We start from the raw sequence: 25,948 nt of genomic DNA on the forward strand, positions 1-25,948 counted from the left end.
CATGCCGATGTTCCATGACGATGAGCAGGCGATGCTCGCCGACACCGCGCGCGGCTTCGTCGCCGAGGCGGCGCCGGTCAGCCATATGCGCGCGCTGCGCGATGCCGGTGACGCGGCGGGCTTCTCGCCGGCGCTGTGGCGGCAATTCGGCGAGATGGGGTTCAACGCCATATTGATGCCTGAGGCGAATGGCGGGCTTGGCCTCGGCCATGTCGAGGCGGGGATCGTCCTTGAGGAGGTCGGGCGCAATCTGACGCCGTCGCCCTTCCTCGGCACCGCGATCGGTGCGGTGACCGCGCTGAAGGATGGCAGCGACGCGCAGCGGCAACGCTGGTTGCCCGGAATCGCCGCGGGCGAAACCGTGGCGGCGCTGGCGATCGACGAGGGTGCGCGACATCGGCCGCAATCGATCGGGCTGCATGCCCAGCCCTCGGGCAATGGCTTCCGGCTGAGCGGCGCCAAGCGGTTCGTGCCGCTCGGCCACGTCGCCGACCTGCTGATCGTCGCCGCGCGCACCTCGGGCGGCGATGCCGATGCGGGCGGCGTTACCATGTTCGCAGTGGAGAAGGGTGCGGCCGGGCTGTCCATCACCGCCGATCGCCTCGCCGATGCGAGCATGGCGGCACGGCTCGCCTTCGACGGCGTCGAGGTGGATGGCGATGCGGTGATCGGCGCGGTCGATGATGGCCGGGGAACGCTGGATCGCGTGCTCGGCGCGGTGCGTGCCGGCGCCGCGGCCGAGATGCTGGGCGTCGGCGGCGGCGCGATGGACAGGACGGTCGAATATCTGCGCGAGCGCAAGCAGTTCGGCGTGGCGATCGGCAGCTTCCAGGCGCTGCAGCACCGCGCCGCGCATCTCTATGCCGAGCTGGAGGTGGCCCGCGCCGCGGTGCTCAAGGCGCAGCAACTGCTCGACGATGGAGGCGAAGGTGCCGAACGCGCCGTATCGGTGGCGAAGGGCATGGCTGGCCTCGCCAGCCTGCTCGCGGTGCAGGAGGGCGTGCAGATGCATGGCGGCATCGGCATGACGGACGAATATGATATCGGCTTCTTCATGAAGCGACAGCGCGTGCTCGCCGAACTCTGCGGCGATGCCGATTTCCACGCCGATCGGCTCGCCCGCCTTTCGGGCTATTGAGATGGCGGGCAGCCTTGCCGACCTGCTGGAGCAGGGCTTCGTCACGTTCGGCGATCTGCTGAAGCGCAACGCCGCGCTCGATCCGGACAGGCTTGCGATCGGCGACGACAGCGCCAGCCTCAGTTGGCGCGCATTCGACGATCGCATCGACCGCGTAGCCGCGCAGTTGCAGGCGGATGGTGTCGGCAAGGGCGATGCGGTCGCGATCGTCGGCCAGAACGCGGTCGGATATGCGCTGGCCTATTGCGCCGCGATCCGCATCGGTGCGGTCGCGGCGCCGCTGACCGGCTCGGCGACCCCTGCCGCCATCTCGGCGATGATTGCCGATTGCGCGACGCGGCACCTGTTTCTCGATGCCGCCGCAGGCGGGCGGCTGGCCGATGCGGGCATCGCGGAGGATGTGCGGCGGATCGCGTTTGACGACAGCGCTGCCGGCGTGCCGCTTTCAGACTGGATGGCGCCCGAGGGCGCGCGACCGCTGCCCGTCACCATCGAGCCCGACGACGCGTTCAACATCATCTATTCCTCGGGCACCACCGGCAGCCCCAAGGGCATCGTCCAGAGCCATGCGATGCGCACCGGCCATATCAGGCGTTCTCTGGCCTCTGGCTATGAGGCGGACGCGATCACGATCATCTCGACGCCGCTCTATTCCAACACGACCCTGGTCAGCTTCATTCCGGCGCTGGCCGGCGGCGGCCGGGTGATCCTGTTGCCGAAATTCGATGCGCGCCGCTTTCTCGAAGTCGCGGCGGCGGAAGGCGCGACGCACGCGATGCTGGTGCCGGTGCAATATCAGCGGATCATGGCGCTGCCCGATTTCGACAGCTTCGATCTCAGCCGCTTCCGCCACAAGAGCTGCACATCGGCCCCCTTCGCCGCCGCGCTCAAGGCCGATATCATTCGCCGCTGGCCGGGCCGGCTGGTCGAGCTCTACGGCATGACCGAGGGCGGTGGCACCTGCATCCTGCTGGCGACCGAACATCCCGACAAGCTGCACACGGTGGGCCAGCCCGCGCCCGGCCATGACATCCGGCTGATCGACGAGCAGGGCAGGGAAGTCCCGCCCGGCGGCATGGGCGAAGTCGTCGGCCGCTCGGACGCGATGATGACCGGCTATCGCAACCAGGACGCGAAGACGCGAGAGGCGGAATGGCATGACGCCGCCGGCCGCCGCTTCATCCGCCACGGCGATGTCGGCCGCTTCGACGAGGATGGCTTCCTGATCCTGATGGATCGCACCAAGGATCTGATCATCAGCGGCGGCTTCAATATCTACCCGTCCGACCTTGAAGCCGAACTGATGCGTGAGCCAGCAATCGCCGATGCCGCGGTGATCGGCGTGCCGTCCGAGCGCTGGGGCGAGACGCCGGCGGCGTTCGTGGTGCTGCAGGATGCCGGCGCGGATATCGATGCGGTGCTGGCGGCGGTCAACGTGCGTCTCGGCGCGACGCAGCGGATCAGCGCAATCCACCGGCTGGACGAATTGCCGCGCAGCGCCATCGGCAAGGTGCTGAAACGGGAATTGCGGGATCGCCTGACCCTCTAGCGCCGCGCGATCGCAGCGGGTGCAATCCTGCCTGCCTGCGTGCAACAGAGGTCGCGTTCGCCGCAAGAACATGGCACCATGGTGGCGCTGTTCAGCGAACAGAAAGACTGGCGTGCCATGGTGCGCGGCGCAAGGGAGACTTCGTTTGGTTGATTCCGATCTCACCGAGATGACGGCGGACATCGTCGCCAATTATGTCGCGAACAATGAAGTGCCGATTGCGGACGTCGGTGGGCTGATCGCCGAAGTGCATGCCGCGCTTGCAGGGCTCCAGGCCGCGCCGGCGCCGGTCGAGGAGGTCTATGAGCCGGCTACGACGATCCGGAAAAGCCTCGCGAACCCGGCCAAGATCATCTCGATGATCGACGGCAAGCCCTATGCGACGTTGACGCGGCATCTTTCCGCGCATGGCCTGTCGCCGCAGGCCTATCGCGAACGCTACAAGCTGCCCGCCGACTATCCCATGACCGCGCCGGACTATTCCGCGCGGCGCAAGGAACTGGCGCTGGCGGCAGGGCTGGGGCGCAAGCCGCAGCGCGTCGAGGCGCCGGACCCCGCCCCGACCCCGGCGGCAAAGCCGCGCCGGCGCAAGTTGGGCATCGCCAAGGCGGATTGACCCGCGACCGGGCGTTCGCGCCGACGCTGCACAAGATATGCCGAAGCCATCGCAGCAGCGCTGCGATGGCTTCGTTCACTTCGGTTGTGCGACCCGAAGAGGATTTTACGCCGCGGCGGCAAGATCCGGATCCTCGATCTGGACACGAAAGCCTGAGCGGACCTGCGGGAAATAATCCCAGATCGCCAGGTGCTGGGTGCAGCGATTGTCCCAGAACGCCACCGAATGCTGTTCCCACTTGAAGCGGCACTGGAAATAGGCGTTCTCAACATGGTGATAGAGGAAGTCGAGCACCGCCTCGCTTTCCGCCGGCGGCAGCTCGTTGATGTGGCTGGTGAAGCCCTTGTTGACGAACAGCACCTTGCGGCCGGTGACCGGATGGATGCGGATCACCGGATGGACCGCGATCGGATAGCTGCCGGTCGGGTCGAAGCGGCCGAACGCCAGCCGCCCGTCATGCGTGGCGGTGAGCCCTTCGAGATAGGCCTTCATCCGTTCCGACAGCGCGTCATAGGCGGCGTACATGCTGGAGAAGGCGGTATCGCCGCCTGCGGTGGGCAAGGTGTGGAGATAGAGGATGCTGCCCATAGGCGGCTTCTTCGCGCAGGTCATGTCGCTGTGCCATTCCTCGCCAGCGACATGCTTCGAGGTCTCGTCGGCGTGGAGCTTGCGCACTTCGGGATGATCGGGAAGCCCCTTCAGCGCGTGCGCCTGCAGATTGCCGAAATGAAGGCCCAGCCGCTTGAGCGACACCGGATCGAGTGCCTGGTTGCGGAAGAAGATCACCTGATGGTCGGCGATGGCCTGGTGGAGATCGGTCACCTGCTCGGCGGACAGCGGCGCGGTGAGATCGATGCCCGAGACGATGGCGCCGATGCGCGGCGTAAGCTGTTCGGCGGTGATCGTGCGGTAGGCCATGGATTCTCCTCTGCCCGGACGAGCCGGGGCGTTGATTCGATGCGCGTTGTATACTCAATGTATACTGAATGTATACATTGATGAAGGCGCCTGCGGCGGTTTGTCAGCGGCAGGCCGGCGCGGTACATGGGCGGGCGGAACGACTGGGAATTTATGGCCAAGCGAGCGACGGAGCGGTTGAGCGACAAGGTTGCGGCGCGGCTGTGCGACCAGATCGAGGCCGGCGCGATCGCGCCCGGGGATCGCATCATCGAGGTGGACATCGCCGAACGCTTCGGCGTTTCCCGCACGCCGGTGCGCGAGGCGCTGATCCGGCTCGCGCGCGAGGGCGTGCTGGAGGCCGCCGATCGCGGCTATGCGCTGCCGCGTGAGGATGCGTCGGCCCGGCGGGAGCGGCTGGCGGCGCGGCGCGTGCTCGACATTGCGATCGCGCGCGCGGCGGCGGCGGCGGTGCGCGACGGCGCCGGCATGTCCGCGGCGGAAAAGGAAATTGAGAAGATGGCGTCGGCGCATCAGGCCGGCCGCGCCAAGAGTTTCGCCACTGCCCATTATCGCCTCCGCGACGAGATCCGCCTGATCGCGGGCAACCGCCTGCTTGCCCGTTGCGCCGCGCTGGTCGACGACGCGTTCAGGCTCGGCCGTGAGCAGCTCTACCGCGTGGCCGCCAATCGCGAGGCGACGCTGGCGGCGGAGCGCCTGCTGATCGCGGCGATCGGCCGAGGCAATGCGGATGCGGCGGAGCGCGAAGTGGCGGCGTTCCTCGACACGGTAGGCGGATCGGCACGGCGCGATCGAACATGATGTTCGATGTATGATTGTCATACATTGACAGCGATCAACACGGCCTTATCGTAAGCCCCGCACGCACATATGCGGCTTCGGGGATTTCACGCGCATGCCCAATTCACGCATCCGGCCATGGCTGGTCGTCATCGTCAGCCTGTTCGGCATATCGACCGGCCCGGCCGCCTTCGGCCTTTCCTCGCTGGGGGTTGCCGCCGATCCGCTGGCGCGCGAATTCGGCTGGAGCCGGACGGAGATCAGCGCCGCGGTTTCGATCATGATGCTGGCGACCGCCGCCTGCATGCCGATCGCGGGCAGGCTGATCGACCGGTTCGGTGCGCGGCGCGTGCTGATCCCGTCTTTGCTGCTGCTCGCCGGCTGCATGGTCGGGCTTGGGTTCGTGCAGGCCTATTGGCAGTTCATCGCGCTCTATGTCGCGATCGGCACGCTCGCGGTAGGTTCGAACAGCACCGCCTATATGCGCATCCTCACCGGCTGGTTCGATCATCGCCGTGGCCTTGCGATCGGCATCGCCGGCAGCGGCACCGGGCTCGGCTTCGCCTATGTGCCGGTGCTGACGCAAACGCTGGTGGCGGACATGGGGTGGCGCGCCGGCTATATCGGGCTCGGCCTGCTGCTGCTCGCCACGACCGTACCGCTGGCGCTGTTCGTTCTGCACGAGGCGCCCGTGCATGACGCGCCGCACGACCAGCCGGAGGTGCAGGCGGGCGTGCAGGGCGCGACGATGGGCGAAGCAATGCGCAAGCCCGATTTCTGGGTGCTCGGGGGCATCTTCGTGGTGCTGGCTTTCGTCCTCTACGGGCTGATCCCCCACCTCGTGCCGCTGCTGCAGGATCGCGGCGTTTCCGCGGCGGAAGCGGCGTGGATCGCCTCGCTGTTCGGCATGGCGACGTTCGGCGGCCGGCTGCTGATCGGCTTCATGGTCGATCGCCACGATGCGCGGCGCATCGCCTTCCTGTTCTTTTCGCTCTCCGCGATCGGGCTCGCGCTGCTCGCGCTGCCGCTGCCGCTCTGGGCCTTCCTGCCGGCGGCGCTGCTGCTGGGCGGCAGCCTGGGGGCGGAGGTCGACATGCTCGCCTATCTCACCAGCCGCTATTTCGGGCTGCGCTGCTTCGCGCAGATCTTCTCGACATTGTTCGCGGCGGTGATGGTGGCGATGGGGCTGGGGCCGCTCGCCTTCGGCTTCGTGTTCGACCAGAGCGGATCCTACACCGCGATCCTCGCGATCGGCGTGCCGATCTGCATGTGCGCCGCCGGGCTGGTGCTGCTGCTCAGCCCCTATGGGGAGCGCGCCCGTGGCGGGCAGGTTTCGATCACGTGAATGCCGAAGGGGGGCAGATATGAGAACGCAGGGGGTTAAGGCGGGCGCGGCATTGCTCGCGCTGGTGCTGGGCGCGGGCAGCGCCGCCGCGCAGGATCGGGTGATCCATGCCGGGCGCCTGTTCGACGGCGAGAAGCGGGTGCTGCAGGGGCCGTCCAGTATCATCATCAAGGATGACCGGATCGTCTCGGTGGTGCCGGGCCATGTCACGCCGGCCGGCGCCGAGGTGATCGACCTCAAGGACGAGACCGTGCTGCCCGGCCTGATCGACGGCCACACCCACATCACCTCGCTGCCGCGCACGGGCAATCCGATCGCCAAGACGATGACCTATTCGCCGATCGACGTCGCGCTCGCCTCGACGGTCAATGCGCGCGCGATCCTGCTGTCCGGCGTGACGACGATCCGCGATCTTGGCGGTCTTTATGGCGCCGATGTCGCGCTGCGCGCCGCGATCGACCGCGGATCGATCGTCGGCCCGCGCATGTGGGTGGCGGGTGAGGCGATCGGCCCCACCGGCGGCCATAATGACTGGAGCCATGGCCTGGCGTCGGACGTGTCGCGGCCCGAATTCGGTGCCGGCCTGGCCGATGGTGCCGATGCGGTGACCTCGCTCGTCCGCAAGGAGCACAAGCTGGGTTCCAACGTCATCAAGATCATGCCGTCGGGCGGCGTGGTCAGCAGCGGCGACGATCCCAAGGCGCAGTTGATGAGCAATGCCGAGATCCAGGCGGCGGCCGAAGCCGCGCACGCGCTGGGCCTCAAGCTCGCCGCGCATGGCCATGGCAAGGCGGCGATCGACAATGCCGTGCGGCTGGGCGCCGATTCGATCGAGCATGGCACCTATGCCGATGCCGAGAGCTGGGCGCTGATGAAGGCGCGGGGCACCTATTTCGTGCCGACCCTGCTGACGACCCGCAAGCTTTACGAAACCGCGCAGAAGCGCCCGGAAACGCTCAATTCGTCGACGCTGAAGAAGGTGCTGGCGATGGGCACCGGCAGCGCCAAGCTGACCGCCGCCTACAAGGCCGGCGTGAAGATCGGTTTCGGCAGCGACACCGGCGCGGGGGAGAATCCCAAGGAAGCCGCCCTGATGGTAGAGGCGGGGATGGCGCCGATCGACGTGCTGGTGGCGGCCACCGGCGGTGGTGCCGATCTGGTCGGGTCGCCCGACATCGGCAAGATCGAGGCGGGGCGCTACGCCGATATCGTCGCGGTGCGCGGCGATCCGGTCGGCGACATCAAGCTGGTCGAGGCGATCGACTTCGTGATGAAGGGCGGCGTCGTCTACAAGCGCGGAGGGATCGAGCAGCCGGTGACGCTGGTCAATCCCTGATCGCCGGCCCCTCATCCTTCTCAGGGGGAGAGGATGAGGGGCCTTGGTGTTGAATATCCGGGAGATGATGCTATATCCATATCCAATATATCCGACTGGATTGGCATATGGCGACGGCGTTTTCCGGGGAGCTCGGCTCCATCAATTTCGAGGCGGTTGCGGGCACGGCGACCGAGTTGCGCAAGCGGCTGACGACGGCCGATGACGATCAGGTCGTCATGCTCACGCTCGAACATGCCAATCCGAAGGTTGCCCGCGCGCTTGCCGAAGCGGTGAGCCTGATCGCGCCGCTCGTGCTCGCGAAGCTGGGCAGGCGCGATCAGGAAGCGATCGCCAAGATCGTCGACGCCCTCGTGCCGTCGGTGCCGCTGCCGCAGCATCTGATCCTTGAGGCGCAGATGAATGCCGAGGCGCGCACCGCGGTGCTCGAATCGGCCGAATGGCTGACGGCGGCGCAGCTTTCGAAACTGGCCGGGTTCAACGGGCAGAACGCCAGCGCGCAGCCCAACAAGTGGAAGCGTGAAGGCAGGATCTTCGCGATCCGCCAGCAGGGCAATGATTATTATCCGGGTTATGCGCTCGACGGCGACGCTGGTTACCGTCCGTTCAAGGGGATGGCGCCGGTGCTGCGCTGTTTCGAGGGGCAGCTCGACGAATGGGATGTCGCGACCTGGTTCGCGTCGGTGAACGGCTTCCTCGGCGGGGCGCGGCCGATGGACCTGCTCAAGGCGGCGCCGGAGCAGGTGCTCGCCGCCGCCGAGGATGAGATTGCCGGCGTCGCGCATGGCTGAGGCGACGGGGGCGGGCGCTCCGCTCCCGCCTGGTGACCGCGCTGTGCCGGCGGCAACGATTCCGACGCCGCCGTCCCGCCTCGATGCGTTGGTGAAGCGCATCTCCTGGTCGAAGGGCCGGGTGATCCATCGCATCCACCCGGCAATCTATGCTGCCGATCAGTTCAATCCGGGGCCGAAGGGCAATGCGCGGTTCAGCCCGATCTTCGATGCCAAGGGCAACGGCATCCCCACGATCTATGGCGGCACGACGTTCGATTGCGCCGCGATGGAGACCGTATTCCATGACGTGCCCTTCGTCGCCGGGTTGAAGACGCACGCGAAACGAAAGCTCAGGCAGCATCTTCATTCGCAGATCGTCGTGACCGCCGATCTGCAGCTCGCGGACCTCACCGGCACGGCGCTGCGCAAACTCGGGATCATGCGCGGCGACCTGATCGACAGCGAAAAGAATGTCTATCCGCAGACCCGTGCCTGGGCGGAGGCAATCCACGCCCGGTGCAAGGACGTACAGGGTCTCTACTGGATTTCGCGGCAGGACGATCGGGCGGTGGCGATCATCCTGTTCGGTGATCGCATGGGCGCCACGACGCTGACGGCGCATGCGCCCTCGGCCGATATCGTGGACGATGCCGCCACCTATGCCGATGTCCTGAAACTTGCAGCGCGGATCGGCGTCAGGGTTACCGGGAAATAGTTTCGGGAGCCGGATTGCTCCAGGACAGGGCGAGGGGAGTGCTCAGAAGCGCTCGAGCGCGAAGGGCGTGGTGTCGAACGGCGCCGTACTGCCGGTGGCGATGGCTGCCACGGCTTCGCCCGTTACCGCGGCCAGCGTGAGGCCGAGATGCTGGTGGCCGAAGGCGTAGAGGATATTGGGCGCCGCCGCGCTTCGGCCGATGGCCGGCAGATAGTCTGGAAGCGTGGGGCGGGCGCCCATCCATTCGTTTGTGTCTTCTGCGACGGGCAGGCCGAGTTCGGTGGCATGGCGGCGCAGTCTCGCCCATTTGCGGGGATCGGGCGGGCTGTGCTCGCGGCCGAATTCAACGAAGCTCGCGGCGCGCAGCCCGGATTCGAAGCGCGTGACGATCATCGATCGATCCTCGAAGGCGATCGGCGGCAGATCGCGCGGCCAATCGGGTGCTGCCATCTGGATGTGATAGCCGCGCTCCGCGATGATCGGGACATGGTGGCCGAGCGGCGCCAGCAAGGGCTTCGAGCCGACACCGGCGGCGACCAGGATGATGTCGGCGTCGAGCCGTTCGCCATCGTCGAGATGCGCGGTCGCGCGCGCGCCGTGCCGTTCCAGCCCGATCGCGCGGCCCAGCCGCCGCTGCCCGCCGCCGGCGCCGAACGCCGCATCCAGTGCGCGCGCGAGTTGGGGAAGGTCGGCGATCTGGGCGCTGCCCGCAAAGCGGATCGCGCCGGCGGCCGCCACCTGAAACGAGCTTCCGATCTGCGCGAGTTCTTCCCGAGTGGCACCGCGGAAGCTGGTGGCGCCGATATCGGTCTGCGCCCAGCGGCGACGCCCGGCCTCCGCGGTGGCCGCGCTTTCCCACAGCACGAAATGGCCTTCCTCGCGCAGCAGCGTCCCTGCTCCCGCGGTTTCGAGCAGTGCGCGCCACGCCGGCAGCGCCCCGCCCAGCATCGAACCGAGCGCGCGCGCGCCCGCGGCGAATTGCGACGCGCCGGACGACCGCAGTAGCCGCATTGAAAAGGGCAGCCACGCCGCAATGTCACGCGGCGGCAGGCCGAGCGCGCCGCCGCGCACGAACACCCGGCGGTGCGCGGACATGATCGTCGCCCGGGACGCGAGCGGTTCGACCTGTTCGGTGGCGATGTGGCCGGCATTGCCCCAACTCGCTTCCGGGCCTGTCGGCGGCGCGACGAGCGTTACCGCCAGCCCCGCGCGCTGCAGCGCAATGGCCGAGGCGTGACCGATGACGCCCGCGCCGATGACGAGGGCTGTGGAACCCGCACGATTTCTCTCTGCCATCCCCGATCCATATATCGTATACGAACCGCTGGCAAATAGGCTACGGGGTTGAGTCGATGGGGATGTGCCGGTGCCGACGGCAATTGCGCCTGTCGAATAACCGCGACAGAAGATTGTCAGCTTGACGTTGTAGGAAAGAATATGAGTCTCGTTGTTCGTAATCTCTCAGATCAATTGGTGGAACTTGTAAGGGATAGAATACTATCGGGTGCGGTCGCCGGCGATGGCGCCATTCGTCAGGATGCACTGGCAGCGGAACTGGGGGTCAGCAAGATCCCGTTGCGCGAGGCGCTGGGGCGGCTCGAACAGGAAGGTCTGGTACGCGCGCAGGCCAATCGCGGCTTTTTCGTCCGGCCGCTCTCCGCAGACGAGGCGGAGGAGGTGTTCGACCTGCGCCTGACATTGGAGCCTGCGGCCGTCGCGCGCGCGGCGATGCGCGCCACCGATGAGGAACGCGCCTTTGCCACCGACACGCTGGAAACGCTGTATCGCGTGACCGACGAGCATGGCGAAGGTGTGGGGGCGTTCAACCGCGCTTTCCATCTGGCGCTGATCCGCCCGTCGCGCAGCTTCGTGACCAACAGCATCCTCGAGCGGCTCCATGTGTTGTCCGAACGCTATGTCCGCAAGCATCTCGAACCTCTCGGGCGTGATGAGCGCGCCAATGACGAGCATCGGGAAATCTTCAAGGCGTGGCTGGATCGCGACGTCGATGCGCTGCTGCCGTTGATGCACGAACATATCGCGCAGACGCTTGAAGATCTGCGGCGGCAATTGCCGCAGGATGAAGTTGCCCAGACCGGCAAGCGCTGAAGGGCTGGAACGGTAACCCCAGCCATTGCCCTGAGTAGCGATTCCGCCAGGTTCAATGGCTACTCAGGGCGATATTCGTACGAAACAACAGCCGCTCTTCGACCCTATCGTTCCAGTAAATAGATACGGCGTTGCTGATAGTCCCACACTGTCTTGAACTGATGTAGAAGGGCGTAGCCGATCGCCAGTTCATCGGGCTCGGTGATCCCCGTTGGTACTGCAGCGGGGGAGGGCTCGATCTCGACGGTGATCCCCCGCACGACTGGCATGTCATGTCCGTTCAACTGCAAACCATGAAGATCGAAACCGTCCGGTATCGTGGGCGACGGCGTCAGACGCCCCTCTTTCAACAGTCGGGCCTTGGTCTCCTCGCTGGTATATAGCGTACCATATTGCCCCGTGTCCCAGGTTGCGACGACCGCCATGTCTCCGATGCGTGCTGCCATCACGGGGTGGTTGGGCAGCTTGCGTATCTCGAACGGCAGATGGGCGATCACGCGTTCTCCCTTGAGATAGTTGGCTTCACCTTCCTTGTAGAAGGTCGCGCGCGCGTTCCGATAATCGAGCTTGAGCGCATGGGTCGCGAAGGCGTGATGGCCGAGCCAACCGATGAAATCCGGGGTGATGCCTTCGAGCAGGCGGGCATCCTGGGTGGGTACGGCCGTCGCGCGTGGGTAAATCAGCCCGCCGATACGTATGTCGGCCAGTTCGGGCATGAGGCGGACCGCGAAGGTCTGCCCGCTTCCGAAGAACCCTGTTCCGATCGTCCGCCCGCCCGACATCGGGACGCGATGGTCATTGACGGTGAGAGCCTGTTCCATGCCCGTGTCGAGCATGAGCTTGCCCGTAACGCCCGCGATCGATCCCTCGATAAACGGAAACTCCCGAACCATGACAACAGGCAGGGTCACGACCTTGTCGGCCAGCCGTATTTCCGGAGCGCGTTCCGACTTAGGAGGGATCGGTGCGTCGGCATTTGCATATGCTGGTGAAGACACCGCCGCCAGCAAGGTTATTGCAACAGCTTCAAGCCACCAAGATGCGCGCAGCTTATGTGCGAATGCCGACCGAGGGATGCTAACTTGTTTCATGTGGCCGACATAAGCGCATAAATTCCTGCGCGTCGACCATGCCATGCGGTTGCACGGATTGTCCGGCCCGCCCGTCGCAGCGAAGCGCTTCCTTCAAGCCTAAAGTATAAAATGCCGAGAAACGCCGCGCTTCAGCCTTGATTGATGACGGTACGCGGACAACACGTTGACACGGCTCCGACAACGTATATCGTATCCCGTATACAGTTTGTAGAATCGGGGGCGGTCATGATGCAGAGAAGGCATTTCATCGGCGGCGGACTGGCGGCGGCTGCCGCGTCCACATTGAGTGGTCCAGTGGCGGCACAGAGTGAAAAGCGAACGCTACCGACAGGCGCGGAATCCGCCAAGCTGCTCCTGCCGAAGGACAATTTGCCGGACGTTACCATCGACCGGTTGCCGCTGAGCTGGAGCAAGGAGCGGACGCAGACGCTGCAGGCGAAGCTGGAAAAGGCCGGGCTCGACGGCATCCTGCTCACCGACCAGTGGAACGTCATCTACTTCACCGGGCTGTTCTTCACGACCACCGAGCGGATGATCCATTGCTTTATCCCGACCAAGGGCACGCACCCGATCTGGTTCTATCCCGCGCTCGATCGCGATCTTATCCAGACCTGGTGGTATGAAGATGGTGACATGTATTTCGACTGGCTCGACGTGGCCGGGGCGATGCCGCAGGAAGGCAAGCTGACCAAGGGGCCGACCCGCGATCTGTGGGTGTGGCTGCTCGAAGGCCTCAAGAAGCGCGGCTTTGCCGGCAAGAAGCTGGCGGTCGATCGCGAACTGGTGCCTTCGCGGCAGAAGCCGGTGGTCGAGGTGCTGGGTTCGCCGATGGTCTCGGCGGCTGCCGACTGCATGTATATGCGCCAGCGCAAGAATCCGCTGGAGATCCAGCTTACCCGCCGCGCCTATACCTATTTCGATCGGATCCATTGCTTCGCGCGCGATCTGATCATGACGCACGGCACCGACCTCTATGACTATGAGGTCGCCAATGCGGCGATGAAGTTCGGCACCGAACTGGTCATGAAAGACCTGAAATCGACGGGCAAGCCGCATCAGGCGGTGGGTGTCAGCGTCGGCGTCGGTTGCCGCGTCGGGCAGGCGACGGGCTATCCGCATCCCAACCAGTTTCACTACAACAAGATCGAGCGCGGCAAGGCGATCCAAGTGGCGGGCGTTGTCCGTATCGGCGGCTGCGGCGGCGAACTCTATCGACCCTATATGATCGCGCCGCGCACTGGCCATATGGAAAAGGTGTGGAAGACCGCGCGCGACGGCTGCCTGATGCAGAAGGATCTCTCGCGCAAGGGCACGCTCTGTTCCGACGTCGCCTATGAAATCCACAAGATGCAGATTGCCGCGGGCATGCAGAAATATATCTACCATCGCCCCGCGCATGGCGAAGGCATGGAAGGCCACCAGCCGCCGTATCTGGCGCTCGGCGACCATACCGTACTCGACACCGGCATGATGTTTTCGGTCGAACCGGGCATGTTCGATCCGGAAACCGGCACCGGCGCCAATTTCTCCGATGGTTTCATCGTACAGGAGACGGGCCCGTCGCGGCAGATGTCACGCCTGCCATGGTCCGAAGAATGGGCCTTCATTCAGATCTGAGCTGACTCCGGTCTGCATACCTAAAATAAAACTAAAATATAATTCACCTGACAGGAGAGGTGCGTCTCGAGATTCCTATCGGACAAAAAAGGGGATTTGGCATGATTGGATCGCGCAATGTAAGCTTTTTCCGACGAACGCATCGCAGGACATTGTTCTGCTCCACCATATTTGGAACGCTTCTGCTGGCTGCGGTGCAGCCTGTAGCGGCGCAGGAAGCCGAAAGCGTCACCGAACCGCAGCCGTCCGCAAGCGGCGATATTGTCGTTACCGGATCGCGTCTCGTCCGTTCGGACCTGACTGCACCCAGCCCGGTGACCGTGGTCGGTGAATCCGAGATCAAGGCCTCGGGCAATGTCTCACTCGAAAAGACGCTCAACGAATTTCCGCAGCTCGCATCCGGCAACAATTCCGCTGCCAATATCGGTGGCGGCAGCGGCGTGCTTACCGTCAACCTGCGCGGCCTAAACCAGCCCGGTGCGCAGAGCCCGTCTTCCTCGCGCAGCCTCGTGCTCGTCAACGGGCGCCGCTTCATTCCGGCGAACTCGGGCGGCGAAGTCGACCTTGCCTCGATTCCGGATTCGCTGATCAAGCGCGTCGAAATCATCACCGGCGGCGCATCGGCGGTCTATGGTTCGGACGCGATCGCCGGCGCGGTCAATTTCATCCTCAACGACAAGTTCGAGGGTGTCGAAATGTCGGCGCAGTCGGGCATCACCGGCCGTGGCGATGCGGCGAGCTACAAGCTGGACCTCACCTATGGCGCCAGCACCGGCGACGGCCGTGGCAATGTGACGGTGGCCGCGACTTGGGCCAAGCAGGAGCCTTTCTTCCAGTCGTCTCGCGCCTATAGCCGCACGCCGCTGGCGGAGATCAATGGCGAACTCGTCTATTCCGGTTCGGGCAACATCCCGGGTACACGCATCGGCCTCAGCCAGGCGCAGCGCGATCAGCTCGTCGGCGTCAATGTCACTCCCACCGGGGCCTGCCCGAACATCACCGGCATCCGCTTCGGTGAGAATGGCACGCCCTTGCCCTATTGCCAGCCGCAGGACACCTATAATTACGCGCCGCTCAACTATTTGCAGCGCCCGCAGGAGCGTCGCAACATCTCCGCGCTCGCGCATTATGATGTCGGCGATCATGTCACCGTCTATGGCGAGGCGTTCTACATCAATTCGAAGAATGATTCCCGTCTGGCACCGGATTCCTTCGCGCCGGTTACGCCGGGTGCGGCCTCGCAGACCTTGCTCGTGCCCAATTATGCGACCAATCCGGGGCTGCCGGTTGCGGTGCGCAACTTCTTTGCCGCCAATACCGCGATCTTCGATCCCGATGGCGATGGCACCGCATCGGTCGTCGGTGCGGGCCGCCGCGCAGACGAACTCGGCACGCGCAATTCCTTCTATGAGCGCAACCAGCTTGCGTTCACGGGCGGCGTGCGCGGCGATTTTGACATGATCGGCCATAACTGGCGCTGGGATGCGTTCTACCAGTATCAGCGCAACCGCACCGATACGCGCGCCGAAGGCGTAATCTCGCAGACCCGCCTCAGCCTCGGCCTCGATACGGTGACCAATGGCTCGGGCCAGGTGGTGTGCCGTACGCAGATCCTGGGCTGCGTGCCGGTCAATATCTTCGGTCTCAATGCGATTTCTCCCGAAGCCGGCGTGTTCCTCACGCCGATCCGCCGTTCCGAGGACGAGTTCGTCCGGCAGGTCGCCGGCGCCTCGATCAGCGGCACCTTGCTCGACCTGCCCGCCGGGCCGGTCGCGGTCGCGCTCGGTACCGAATATCGCAAGGATCGCTATGCGTTCACGCCGAGCGCGCAGGATCTTGCCGGCGAATATGGCACCGGCTCGCAAAAGGCGCTGTCGGGCAGCTTCGACGTGAAGGAAGTGTTCGGCGAAATCCGCATACCGATCCTTGGCGACATGCCCTTCATCGACACGCTCGCGTTCGAAGGCGCCGCCCGCTATTCGGATTATTCGACGGTGGGCGGGGTTTTCACCTGGAAGGCCGGCGGCGAATATGCGCCGGTCGACTGGATCCGCATCCGCGGCGCCTACAACGTCGCGATCCGCGCGCCCAACATCGGCGAACTCTATTCGGCGCGATCGATCGGCTATGTCGGCGGCGCCGACCCGTGCGCCCGCACCTCGGCCACGTCCGACACGCGCAGTGCGGCGGTCAAGGCGATCTGCGTCGCGACAGGCGTGCCCGCGAGTGACATCGACAATTTCTACCAGTCGGCGCTGGGCATGAACCAGGAGACGGGCGGCAATCCCAATCTGCTGGAGGAGACCAGCAAGACCTACACGATCGGTGGCGTCATCTCTCCGCCCTTCCTGCGAGGGCTCAACATCACGGTCGACTATTACAACATCAAGATCGACGACGCCGTCGCTTCGATCAACAACATCCAGACCCTCAACGACTGCCTCGCCAATGGCGACATCAACAGCACGACCTGCCAGGCGATCCGCCGCCTGCCCAACGGCCAGATCGACTATGTGATGGTCAACCTGCAGAATATCGGCTCGATCAAGGCCAAGGGCCTCGACGCGCAGGTGGACTATCGCACCTCGCTGCCGACCTTCTTCGGCGAGGATGCCAATCTCTCGCTGCAGGGCGTCGCCAGCTGGATGTTCGAACGCTCGATCCAGACGCTGTCGACCGCCGAGCCGCTCGACTGCGCCGGTCGCTATGGCGGCGGCTGTTCGCAGGGCAATGGCGGCTTCATCATCCCCGACTTCAAGCTGAACGTGAACGCATCCTACAACAATGGCCCGTTAACGTTGCGTGCGCAGGGCCGCATGGTCGGTGCGATCAAGCCCTACAAGACGGTGACGACCAGCATCGGCAAGCTCGACCCGGTCTGGTATTTCGATCTCTCGACCAACTATGAAGTGTCCGAGAACTTCACCTTCTTCGGCGGTGTCGACAATGTGTTCGACAAGCAGCCGCCGATCCTCGGCACCACTTATGTCGGCGACGCCAATGTCGACATCTCGCTCTACGACCTGATGGGGGTCCGCTTCTTTGCGGGTGCCCGCGTCAAATTCTGATCGATACCATAGCGCCGGCGGGCACTTCGGGGCCCGCCGGCTTTTCCTTGCGCACCATCAACAGGGAATTCCGCGCCATGCTCAAACTGCGCCACGCTCTGCTGCTCATGACCGCCTCGCTTGCCCTCGCCACGCCGACCGTGGCGCAGGCGGCGCCCGCCGGAACCGCGCCGCCGGACGCCATCCCCGCGCGCAAGGAAGGCGTCGGCCCCTATGCCCGCATCGTGCTGCGCAACGTGACGATCATCGACGGCACCGGCGCACCTCCGCAGGGGCCTATCGACCTCGTCATCGAGAATGACCGCATCGCCCAGATCAAGAGCATCGGCGTGCCCAAGGCGATCGACGAAGGCGCACGCGCCGCCAAGGGCGATTATGAGATGGACCTGACCGGCTATACGGTGATGCCGGGCTTCGTCGACGGCCATGTCCACCTCCACAATATGGCGGACGACCAGAAGGTGCCGTCCGAATATATCCTCAAGCTGTGGATGGCGAACGGCATCACCTCGGTGCGCGATCTCGGCAGCGGGCAGCCGATCGAATGGCTGAAGGGGATCAAGGATCGCTCCGCCCGCAACGAGATCGTCGCGCCGCGCATCGACATCTATCCCATGTTCCACCAGATCCGCACCACGCCGATCAACGATCCGGTGCAGGCGCGCCTTGCCATCCAGGAGGCCAAGAAGCGCGGCGCCGACGGCATCAAGTTCATCGGCGGTGCCGAGGATGTGCTGTTCGCCGCGATCGAGGAAACCAAGAAGATCGGGCTGCGCAGCACGATGCACCATGCCCAGCCCAGCGTCGCCTATGCCAATGTGCTGACCACCTCGGCGCACGGCCTGGAATCGATGGAGCATTGGTACGGGCTGCCCGAGGCGATGTTCACCGACAAGCGCATCCAGGCCTGGCCCGCCGACTTCATCAACAATGACGAGCAGATGCGCTTCGGCGAATCCGGCCGGCTGTGGGCGCAGACCGCCAAGCCCGGATCGGACAAGTGGAACGAGGTGATGGACACCTTGCTGGAACGCAATTTCGCGCTCGATCCCACCTTCACCGCCTATCTCACCAGCCGCGATTTCATGCGGATGAGCCGCGCGGAATGGCATGCCGACTATACCCTGCCGGGGCTGTGGGATTTCTACCGCCCCAGCCGCGTCAACCACGGCGCCTATTGGTTCGACTGGACCACCGAAGACGAGATGGCATGGAAGGAGAATTACCGGCTGTGGATGCAGTTCGTGAACGAGTACAAGAATCGCGGCGGGCTCGTCTCGGTCGGCAGCGATTCCGGCTACATCTATAATCTCTACGGCTTCGGCTACATCCAGGAGATGGAGCTGATGCGCGAGGCCGGCTTCTCGCCGCTCGAGGTGATCCACGCCGCGACGCAGGTCGGCGCCAAGGTGCTCGGCCATGAGGATCAGGTCGGCACGATCCGCGTCGGGCGCAAGGCGGACCTCGCCATCGTCAAGGGCAATCCCGCCGCCAACATGAAGCTGCTGTTCGGCACCGGCACGATCAAGCTCAACGACGACACCGGCAAGGTCGAGCGGATCGGCGGCATCGCCTACACCGTGAAGGACGGCATCATCTATGACGCCGCGGACCTGCGCCGACAGCTTCGCGACATGGTGAACAAGTCCAAGGCCGAGCGCGGCATGCCCCCCGGCATCATGACCATCGTCAACGCCGAGCCGGCGGCGAACTGATCGGCGTACCGCCGCGACCACGGAGGAATGAGATGAGAAGCTTCACGCTCGCCATGGTGGCGGCAGCGGTCGTGGCGGCTTCGCCTGCCCATGCGCAGGAGGCCGATGCGCGCCTCAAGGCGCTGTACGAACGCGAGTGGACCTGGCGCCAGACCGAACTGGCGCGGGTGAAGGACGCGAGCGGCCGCTGGATCGACGGCGCGGACCATCTTCCGCGCGTCGATGCCGCGTCGCAGGCCGCGCGGCTCGCCTATTGGGACAAGGCGCTCGCCGAGCTGAAGGCGATCCCGCTCGACCAGCTCTCGGCGGAAGAGAAGGTCAATTACGCGATCTTCAAGGCCTCGGTGGAAACGCTCGCCACCAACATCCGCTACAAGACCTATGAAGCGCCTTTCAACGCCGACACCTTCTTCTGGGCGGGGCTCCACCCGCGCTCGGGCGGCTTCGCGACGGTTGCCGCCTACCGCGCCTATATCGCGCGGATGCGGGACATTCCGCGCTATTTCGACGAGCAGACCGCGAACATGCGCGCCGGGCTCAAGCGCGGCTACAGCGTGCCACGCATCGTCGTTACCGGCCGCGACGCGACGATCGTGCCCTACGCCGAAGCGGGCGCCGACAATCCCTTCATGGCGCCGTTCGCCGCGATTCCCGGCTCGATCCCGGCGGCGGAGCAGGCCGCGCTGAAGGCAGAGGCCGAGGGCGTGGTGCGCGATACGGTGGTTCCCGCCTATGCGAAGCTGCTCGGCTTCATTCGCAACGATTATATGAAGCAGGCGCGTACCACGCTGGCGGGCGAGAAGATGCCCGGCGGCGCCGCCTTCTACCAGGCGCAGATCAAGGGCTTCACCACGCTGGATCTCACCGCCGAGCAGATCCACGAAATGGGCAAGAAGGAAGTCGCGCGGATCTCTGCCGAGATGGAGGCGGTGAAGGCCGACACCGGCTTCAAGGGCAGCATGGCCGAATTCCTCGTCTTCCTGCGCACCGATCCGCAATTCTATCCGAAGACGCCGAAGGAATTGCTGTCTTTCTCCGCCTATGTCGCCAAGCGCGTGGATGGCGTGCTGGCGGATTATATCGGGTTCCTGCCGCGGCGGCGCTTCACGATCCTGCCCGTGCCGCCGGCGCTGGCGCCGATCTATACGGGCGGTCGCGGCGGCCTCGAAAGCTGCCTGATGAACACCTATGACCTGCCCTCACGGCCGCTCTACACGCTGACCGCGCTGACATTGCACGAATGCAATCCAGGACACAGCTTCCAGGCCGCGGTTGCCGCGGAAGCCAAGGGCCGGCCCGACTTCCGCCGCCAGACCAGTTTCTCAGGTTATGGCGAGGGCTGGGCGCTCTATCTCGAATGGCTGGGTACCAAGATGGGCGTCTACGACACGCCCTATGAGAATTTCGGCCGGCTTTCCTACGAGATCTGGCGCGCCTCCCGCCTGGTGATTGACACCGGCATCCACCATTATGGCTGGAGCCGAGAGCAGGCGCAGCAATATATGCGCGATCACACCGCCCATTCGGAGCGCGAGATCGAAACCGAGATCGACCGCTATATCGCGTGGCCGGGGCAGGCGCTCGCCTATAAGCTGGGCGAGATGCTGATCCGCCGCAAGCGCGCCGAGGCCGAGGCGAAGCTCGGCACAGCCTTCGACCAGCGCGCCTTCCACGATTGCATCCTGTCGCTGGGATCGGTGCCGCTCGACGTGCTCGAGGCGCGGCTCGACCAGTTCATCGCCGATGGCGGCACCTTGCCCGAAGGCTGGAACCCCGCACTTCCCGAATAGTCGGCAGGGCCGGACCGGCCGGCTATCCACGGGTCGATGAGCGGTGCTCATCGACCCGTGGTTTTATCCTGTTTCCGTCTCCCTGCGGGATTTATACGAAGTTGATGGTCGCACCGTCGCGGTTGATCCGGGTCGATGCCTCGTTGATCTTCGCCTTCAGCGCTTTCATGTTCACGCCCACCATTGCGCCGCCGCGCTTGCGGACGACGCCGGCGATCCACACCGTGTCGATATCGGGCTGGTTGGCATAGTTGGCGACGCGATCCGCGAGCGGGCCGACGATCGGGAAATTGATGCGGTCGGTTCGCAGCAGCAGCAGGTCCGCGCGCTTGCCGACGCTGATCGTGCCGGTCACGCCCTCCTCGCGGATCGCGCGGGCGCCGAGGCGGGTGACGAAATCGAGCGCATCCTCACCCTGGTAGCGCGCAGCGATCGCCTTGCCCTCGTCCGTGCGGAACAGATTGTAGAAGGCGCCGCGGACATGCTGGAAATAATCATGGGTGAAGGCGAGCGCGCCATCGACGCCGATGCCCACCGCGACGCCCATTTCGCGCGCACGGCCGTGGACGGAGGGGTAGGGATAGCTGTGCTCGCCCATCGTGGTGGAGCAGATCATCGTCCCCGTATCGCGGCACAGCGCCAGTTCGGCGTCGGTCATGCCGTTGCCATGGGTGACGTGATAGTCGGGGCCAAGCAGCCCCGCAGGGCCGAGCTGCTCGAACTGGTTGAAAAGGTCGGGCGCCAGCACCTCTTTCGCGCGATGATGATGCTGCGCGACGATGTGCGGCTGATAGGATCGCGCCTTGGCGAACTCGGCGGCCAGATCCTTTATCGGGCGGCCGTTCATGCCGGGGCTGAGGCACAGGCCGAAGCGGATGAGCCCGTCCGTGCCGGTGAACACCAGTTGGCGCAGTTGCTTGACGGTGCGCCAGTGGATGTCGTCGGCGGGCGCGTTGCGCATCGCATTGGCATCCGCCATACGCACCGTGTCCCCCGCCTCGTAGGTGGGGCTGTGCGACACCTGATAGCAGAAGGTGCCGGCGATGCCGGAGTCTATCAGCCCGCGTGCGCCCTGCTCGGCGAGTTCGGCGGTGTGGAAGATATGGCAATAGTCGATGACCGAGGTGACGCCGGAATCGATCGCCTGGATCGCGCTGGCGTATTGCGCCAGCCACGCATCCTCCGGCCGATAGCAGACCATCGTCCGCAGCTTGTACTCGTTATAATTGCCGATGCTGCGTGAGATCTTGGCGATCACACCATTGTCCATCCCCTCCCACATATGGCGGTGGCCATCGATCATGCCGGGCATCAGGATCATGCCGCGGCCGTCGACCAGCTCGGCATCGTCCGCGCGCAGCCCCTTGCCGACCGCGGCGATACGGCCCTTATCGATCAGCACGTCGCCGGCGGTGATCTCACCGAGCGCCCTGTCCATGGTGATGATGTCGGCGCCGCGGATCAGAGTGCGCCGCGCGGGGCTCAGCTTGTCCATCGTTTTGGGTGTGGCGGCAAGGGTGGGGCGAATTGCCGCTGCGGCGAGCGCGGAGGTTGCGAGGCCGAGAAAGGCTTTGCGGGTGAGTTGCATGTCGCTGTTCCCCCTCTTGCAGAGAATTTCGTGTCACGCCGAACTGCCCTCTTTCCGTGGGGGGAGAGGGCTTTATTTGCTCAAGCCGGCAACCCCGCTTCGCTGGCACCCACCCCGGTCGTCGAGATCACGCTGCGATTACGGCCATAGGCGAAGTAGATGATCAGCCCGATCGCGTTCCAGATCAGGAAGTTGATCAAGGTCGAGCTCGGCAGGCTGAACAGCAGATAGAGGCAGCCGAGCACCGCCAGCGTCCCCACCAGATAGGGCGCCGGGCAGCGGAACACGCGGATGAGTTCGGGCGAGCGGCGGCGCAGGACCATCAGGCAGAGGCCCACCGCGATGAACGCGATCAGGGTGCCGGCATTGGCGAGCGCGGCGATCTCGTCCAGCCGGAACAGGCCGGCGGCGACCGCGACGAACAGCCCGGTGATGATCGTGATCAGCTTGGGCGAGCCATTGGCCGACACTTGGCTCAGCCGCCGCGGCAGCAGCCCGTCTCGGGACATCACGAAGAAGATGCGGCTCTGGCCATACATCATGACGAGGATGACGGAGGGCAGGGCGATCAGCGCCGCCAGCGCCACCAGATAGGCAACGGTCGGCTGGCCGAGCGTGCGCAGCACCAGCGCGAGCGGTTCGGGCGAGTTGGCGAGGGTCAGATAGGGCAGGGCGCCGATCGCGGCGATTGCCACCAGCATGTAGATCAATGTGCAGACCGCCATCGATCCCATGATGCCGATCGTCAGATCCCGCCCCGGATTCTTGGCTTCCTCGGCCGAGGTCGCGACCGCATCGAAACCGTAGAAGGCGAAGAAGACGATCGCCGCCGCGGCCATCACCCCGCGCGGCGCGCCGGCCACCTCGGTGCTGCCGAAGCCATAGGGCATGAAGGGGGTGAGATTGTCCGCATTGAACGCGGGCAGCGCGAAGACCACGAAGATGCTGAGCGCGACCAGCTTGATGATGACGAGGACGATGTTCAGCGTCGCGCTCTCCCGTGTGCCCGCCAGCAACATGCCCATCACCGTCAGCGACACCAGCACCGCGGGCAGGTTGACGATGCCGCCGCCATGGGGCCCCGCGAGCAGCATCGCGGGCAGTTCGATCCCCGCCGATTGCACCCAGCCCACCAGATAGCCGCCCCAGCCGACCGCCACGGTGGAGCAGGCCAGCGAATATTCGAGGATCAGGCTCCAGCCGACCACCCAGGCCAGCGCCTCGCCGAGCACCGAATAGGTATAGGTATAGGCGCTGCCCGCGGTCGGGATCATCGTCGCGAGTTCGGCATAAGCGAGCGCGGCGCAGGCGCAGACCGCGCCGGCGATGGCGAAGGCCAGGATCACCGCCGGCCCGGCGCGATCGGCGCCGACGCCGGTGAGCGTATAGATGCCCGTGCCGACGATCGCGCCCACGCCAAGCGCGATCAGATGGGGCCAGCTCAGCGTCGCCTTCAGGCTGCGGCCATGCTGCTTCGTTTCGCCGCTGTCGATCGGTTTGATCGGCCCGAGCAGACCCATATGCGCTACCCCCTGTTCGTGGTTATGGCTGTGTGATTGCGGCCATTGCGGCCTGTCAGGTGACGGAGAACCCGGCATGGAAGGGGTCCGCCCGATCGATCGAGATCGTGTTGAGCCCGGTCTGGATCGCCGATCCCTCGATCGAGGGGATGATTGCCGGCATGTCGCCCAGGGTCGTCGCCGCCTCGACGCGGCCAATGAAGCGGCTGCCGATATAGCTTTCGTGGACGAAGGCATCGCCCACCGCCAGCCGGCCGAGCGCGGTGAGATGCGCGAGGCGGGCCGAGGTGCCGGTGCCGCACGGGCTGCGATCGATCGCGCGCTCGCCATAGAACACCGCGTTGCGCCCGTCGGCGCCGTCGCCGCGTGGCCGATCCGCCCACATCACATGGCTGACGCCGCGGATGCGCGGATCGAGCGGATGGACCGGCTCATAGACCGCGCGCACCAGCTCGCGGATCGTGCGGCTGAGCTCGACGATGCGCGAGGCGCCGAGATCGTCCAGCCCGGTATAGGCGCCCTGCGGCTCGATGATCGCGTAATAATTGCCGCCATAGCTGACATCCAGGGTCAGCGGCCCGAAGCCCGGCACGTCGATCGCGATTCCGCGCTGGGCGAGATAGGAGGGGACGTTGCGGATCTTCACGCCCGCCACCCGATCCCCCTCGGTGCGGTAATCGATGTCGATCACGCCCGCGGGCACCTCCACGCGCAGCTTGCCGGGCGTGGAGACCGGGATCAGCCCATGTTCGAGGCCGAAGGTGATGATCCCGATCGTGCCATGCCCGCACATCGGCAGGCAGCCGCTGGTTTCCATGAACAGGATGCCGATGTCGCTGTCCGGCAATGTCGGCGGGTAGAGGAACCCGCCCGACATCATGTCATGCCCGCGCGGTTCGAAGCACAGCCCGGTGCGGATCCAGTCGAACCGCTCGAGAAAGTCGATCCGCCGATCCGCCATGCTGGCGCCGCGCAGCAGCGGGGCGCCACCGGCCACGAGGCGGACAGGATTGCCCGCCGTGTGGCCATCGATGCAGAAGAAGCTGTGCCGCATGCGGTGGATCAGGCCGCCATCTTGCTGGGCTGGGTCGCGGCGCAGGCCTCCACCCAGGCGATCACGTCCGCCCGGCGCTGGCCGGTCAGCGGCATACGCGGCATCCGCACGCGCTCACTGCCCCGCCCCATGATCTGTTCCGCCAGCTTGATCGACTGCACCAGGTCATGCTCCGCGTCGAGATGCAACAATGGCATGAACCAGCGGTAGATGGCCAGAGCCTCATCGAACTTGCCTTCGCGCACCGCCGCGACCAGCCGCACCGATTCGGTGGGGAAGGCGCTGGTGAGGCCGGAAACCCAGCCGCTGGCGCCGAGCATCAGCCCTTCGAGCGCGACATCGTCCAGCCCCGCCATCACCGTGTAGCGATCGCCATAGCGGTTGATCACGTCGGTGAAGCGGCGCGGATCGGGCGCGCTTTCCTTGACCGCGACGATGTTGGGGATCGCCGCCAGTTCGTCGAGCACGTCGAAGCCGATCTGGACGCGATAAGCAGGTGGGTTGTTGTAGAGCATGATCGGCAGCGCGGTTGCCTCGGCCACCGCGGCGAAGTGGGCGATCAGTTCCTCCGCGCGCGGCACATAGACCATCGCCGGCAGCAGCATCAGCCCATCCAGCCCGATCGCCTCGGCATCCCTCGCATATTGCACCGCGCGTGCGGTGGTGAGTTCGGAAACGCCCGCGACCAGCGGCACCCGCCCACCGACCGCCTCGACCGCGCCGGCCAGCACGGTGCGCTTCTCATCAGGCTCAAGCGAGTTGTTCTCGCCACAGGTGCCGAGCAGGATCAGCCCGTCAACGCCATCGTCCACCAGGGCCGTCTGGACCTTCTGCGTTTCATCGAGATCGATCGAGAGGTCATCAGCGAACTGGGTGGTGGCAGCAGGATAGACGCCCTGCCACAGGACATTTGACGCATTCATTCCGGGGTTCTCCATAGTGCGTCATCATCGTATACGGTATATGATAAACCGTGGCAAGGATGGTTTGGCGCAGTTTGGGGGATGCGTTCGTCGGGACCTTGGTAAAGGTCGGGTTTTGCTTTTGACCAGAGTTGGTCGTTCAGACTTGCGGCCGCGACCATCCGCTCCTGACAGAAACTGCTGGTAGAGCGTCTCGAGGCGGACCGGCAGGAAAGCGCCCTGTCGATGGTCGCTCGCCTCACCCAGCCGGTTTCCGGGAAGCTCAAGGGGTGGACGCCGCCCGACGGCATCGATGTGCCA

General features: G+C 65.2%; 20 protein-coding genes. 13 read left to right on the forward strand and 7 right to left on the reverse strand.

Translation table 11 applies throughout. The features are described from left to right. Position 1 precedes the first annotated feature (1 nt). The 3 genes from FHS96_RS25195 to FHS96_RS25205 all read left to right on the forward strand — a co-directional run bounded on the left by FHS96_RS25195 (position 2) and on the right by FHS96_RS25205 (position 3,303). Positions 2–1,138 (forward strand): acyl-CoA dehydrogenase family protein, encoded by a 1,137-nt coding sequence (locus FHS96_RS25195; protein WP_429598444.1) that lies wholly within the window; start codon positions 2–4, stop codon positions 1,136–1,138. A 1-nt stretch (position 1,139) separates the two neighbouring features. Beyond that, on the forward strand, positions 1,140–2,687 hold the full coding sequence (locus tag FHS96_RS25200; protein ID WP_429598446.1) for a class I adenylate-forming enzyme family protein: 1,548 nt from the start codon (positions 1,140–1,142) through the stop codon (positions 2,685–2,687). Positions 2,688–2,832: 145 nt separating this feature from the next. Next, positions 2,833–3,303 carry a Ros/MucR family transcriptional regulator gene (locus FHS96_RS25205; protein ID WP_429598448.1) on the forward strand — a complete coding sequence of 157 codons (471 nt, stop codon included), beginning with the start codon at positions 2,833–2,835 and terminating at the stop codon, positions 3,301–3,303. A 105-nt stretch (positions 3,304–3,408) separates the two neighbouring features. Here FHS96_RS25205 and FHS96_RS25210 read toward each other — a convergent pair whose 3' ends face one another. Next, positions 3,409–4,221 carry a TauD/TfdA dioxygenase family protein gene (locus FHS96_RS25210; RefSeq protein WP_429598450.1) on the reverse strand — a complete coding sequence of 271 codons (813 nt, stop codon included), beginning with the start codon at positions 4,219–4,221 and terminating at the stop codon, positions 3,409–3,411. A gap of 177 nt (positions 4,222–4,398) precedes the next feature. Here FHS96_RS25210 and FHS96_RS25215 point away from each other — a divergent pair, with 177 nt between their 5' ends. The 5 genes from FHS96_RS25215 (at position 4,399) to FHS96_RS25235 (ending at position 9,170) form a co-directional block, all read left to right on the forward strand. Further along, positions 4,399–5,022 (forward strand): GntR family transcriptional regulator, encoded by a 624-nt coding sequence (locus FHS96_RS25215; RefSeq protein WP_429598452.1) that lies wholly within the window; start codon positions 4,399–4,401, stop codon positions 5,020–5,022. Between the two features lie 94 nt (positions 5,023–5,116). Beyond that, complete coding sequence (locus FHS96_RS25220) at positions 5,117–6,346, forward strand: MFS transporter (protein WP_429598454.1); 1,230 nt, start codon at positions 5,117–5,119, stop codon at positions 6,344–6,346. 19 nt (positions 6,347–6,365) lie between these two features. Further along, positions 6,366–7,682: a metal-dependent hydrolase family protein gene (locus FHS96_RS25225; RefSeq protein WP_429598456.1), complete on the forward strand. Its 1,317-nt coding sequence runs from the start codon at positions 6,366–6,368 to the stop codon at positions 7,680–7,682. 107 nt (positions 7,683–7,789) lie between these two features. After that, a complete protein-coding gene (locus FHS96_RS25230) occupies positions 7,790–8,473 on the forward strand; it encodes a hypothetical protein (RefSeq protein WP_429598458.1) in 684 nt (227 codons plus the stop codon). After that, positions 8,466–9,170, forward strand: coding sequence for an RES family NAD+ phosphorylase (locus FHS96_RS25235; protein ID WP_429598460.1), 705 nt, complete (start codon positions 8,466–8,468; stop codon positions 9,168–9,170). Before FHS96_RS25230 ends, FHS96_RS25235 begins: the two co-directional genes overlap by 8 nt. Before the next feature lie 42 nt (positions 9,171–9,212). On the opposite strand, the gene FHS96_RS25240 is transcribed toward FHS96_RS25235, so the two are convergent. Continuing rightward, complete coding sequence (locus tag FHS96_RS25240; RefSeq protein WP_429598462.1) at positions 9,213–10,466, reverse strand: NAD(P)/FAD-dependent oxidoreductase; 1,254 nt, start codon at positions 10,464–10,466, stop codon at positions 9,213–9,215. Positions 10,467–10,607: 141 nt separating this feature from the next. Here FHS96_RS25240 and FHS96_RS25245 point away from each other — a divergent pair, with 141 nt between their 5' ends. Then, positions 10,608–11,279 (forward strand): GntR family transcriptional regulator, encoded by a 672-nt coding sequence (locus tag FHS96_RS25245; RefSeq protein ID WP_429598464.1) that lies wholly within the window; start codon positions 10,608–10,610, stop codon positions 11,277–11,279. A gap of 104 nt (positions 11,280–11,383) precedes the next feature. Here FHS96_RS25245 and FHS96_RS25250 read toward each other — a convergent pair whose 3' ends face one another. Further along, positions 11,384–12,415 (reverse strand): hypothetical protein, encoded by a 1,032-nt coding sequence (locus FHS96_RS25250; protein WP_429598466.1) that lies wholly within the window; start codon positions 12,413–12,415, stop codon positions 11,384–11,386. A 186-nt stretch (positions 12,416–12,601) separates the two neighbouring features. On the opposite strand from FHS96_RS25250, the gene FHS96_RS25255 reads away from it, so the two are divergent. The 4 genes from FHS96_RS25255 (at position 12,602) to FHS96_RS25270 (ending at position 20,563) form a co-directional block, all read left to right on the forward strand. After that, complete coding sequence (locus FHS96_RS25255) at positions 12,602–13,990, forward strand: M24 family metallopeptidase (RefSeq protein ID WP_429598468.1); 1,389 nt, start codon at positions 12,602–12,604, stop codon at positions 13,988–13,990. 101 nt (positions 13,991–14,091) lie between these two features. Continuing rightward, positions 14,092–17,058 (forward strand): TonB-dependent receptor domain-containing protein, encoded by a 2,967-nt coding sequence (locus FHS96_RS25260; protein WP_429598470.1) that lies wholly within the window; start codon positions 14,092–14,094, stop codon positions 17,056–17,058. A gap of 77 nt (positions 17,059–17,135) precedes the next feature. Further along, the gene (locus tag FHS96_RS25265) at positions 17,136–18,773 is read left to right on the forward strand and encodes an amidohydrolase family protein (protein ID WP_429598472.1); all 1,638 of its coding nucleotides are present in this window, start codon (positions 17,136–17,138) and stop codon (positions 18,771–18,773) included. Positions 18,774–18,805: 32 nt separating this feature from the next. Further along, complete coding sequence (locus FHS96_RS25270) at positions 18,806–20,563, forward strand: DUF885 domain-containing protein (RefSeq protein ID WP_429598474.1); 1,758 nt, start codon at positions 18,806–18,808, stop codon at positions 20,561–20,563. Between the two features lie 91 nt (positions 20,564–20,654). Here the strand turns inward: FHS96_RS25270 and FHS96_RS25275 are convergent, their stop codons facing one another. From FHS96_RS25275 to FHS96_RS25290, 4 genes are all read right to left on the reverse strand, one after another. Beyond that, entirely contained in the window at positions 20,655–22,151 is a 1,497-nt protein-coding gene (locus FHS96_RS25275) for an amidohydrolase family protein (RefSeq protein WP_429598476.1), read from the reverse strand. An 80-nt stretch (positions 22,152–22,231) separates the two neighbouring features. Continuing rightward, complete coding sequence (locus FHS96_RS25280; RefSeq protein WP_429598477.1) at positions 22,232–23,671, reverse strand: amino acid permease; 1,440 nt, start codon at positions 23,669–23,671, stop codon at positions 22,232–22,234. Positions 23,672–23,726: 55 nt separating this feature from the next. Continuing rightward, complete coding sequence (locus tag FHS96_RS25285; RefSeq protein ID WP_429598479.1) at positions 23,727–24,725, reverse strand: 4-hydroxyproline epimerase; 999 nt, start codon at positions 24,723–24,725, stop codon at positions 23,727–23,729. Between the two features lie 8 nt (positions 24,726–24,733). Further along, positions 24,734–25,648, reverse strand: coding sequence for a dihydrodipicolinate synthase family protein (locus FHS96_RS25290; RefSeq protein WP_429598481.1), 915 nt, complete (start codon positions 25,646–25,648; stop codon positions 24,734–24,736). Positions 25,649–25,948 lie beyond the last annotated feature (300 nt).

Source organism: Sphingomonas zeicaulis (assembly GCF_050433225.1).
GTDB classification, from domain to species: domain Bacteria; phylum Pseudomonadota; class Alphaproteobacteria; order Sphingomonadales; family Sphingomonadaceae; genus Sphingomonas_D; species Sphingomonas_D zeicaulis.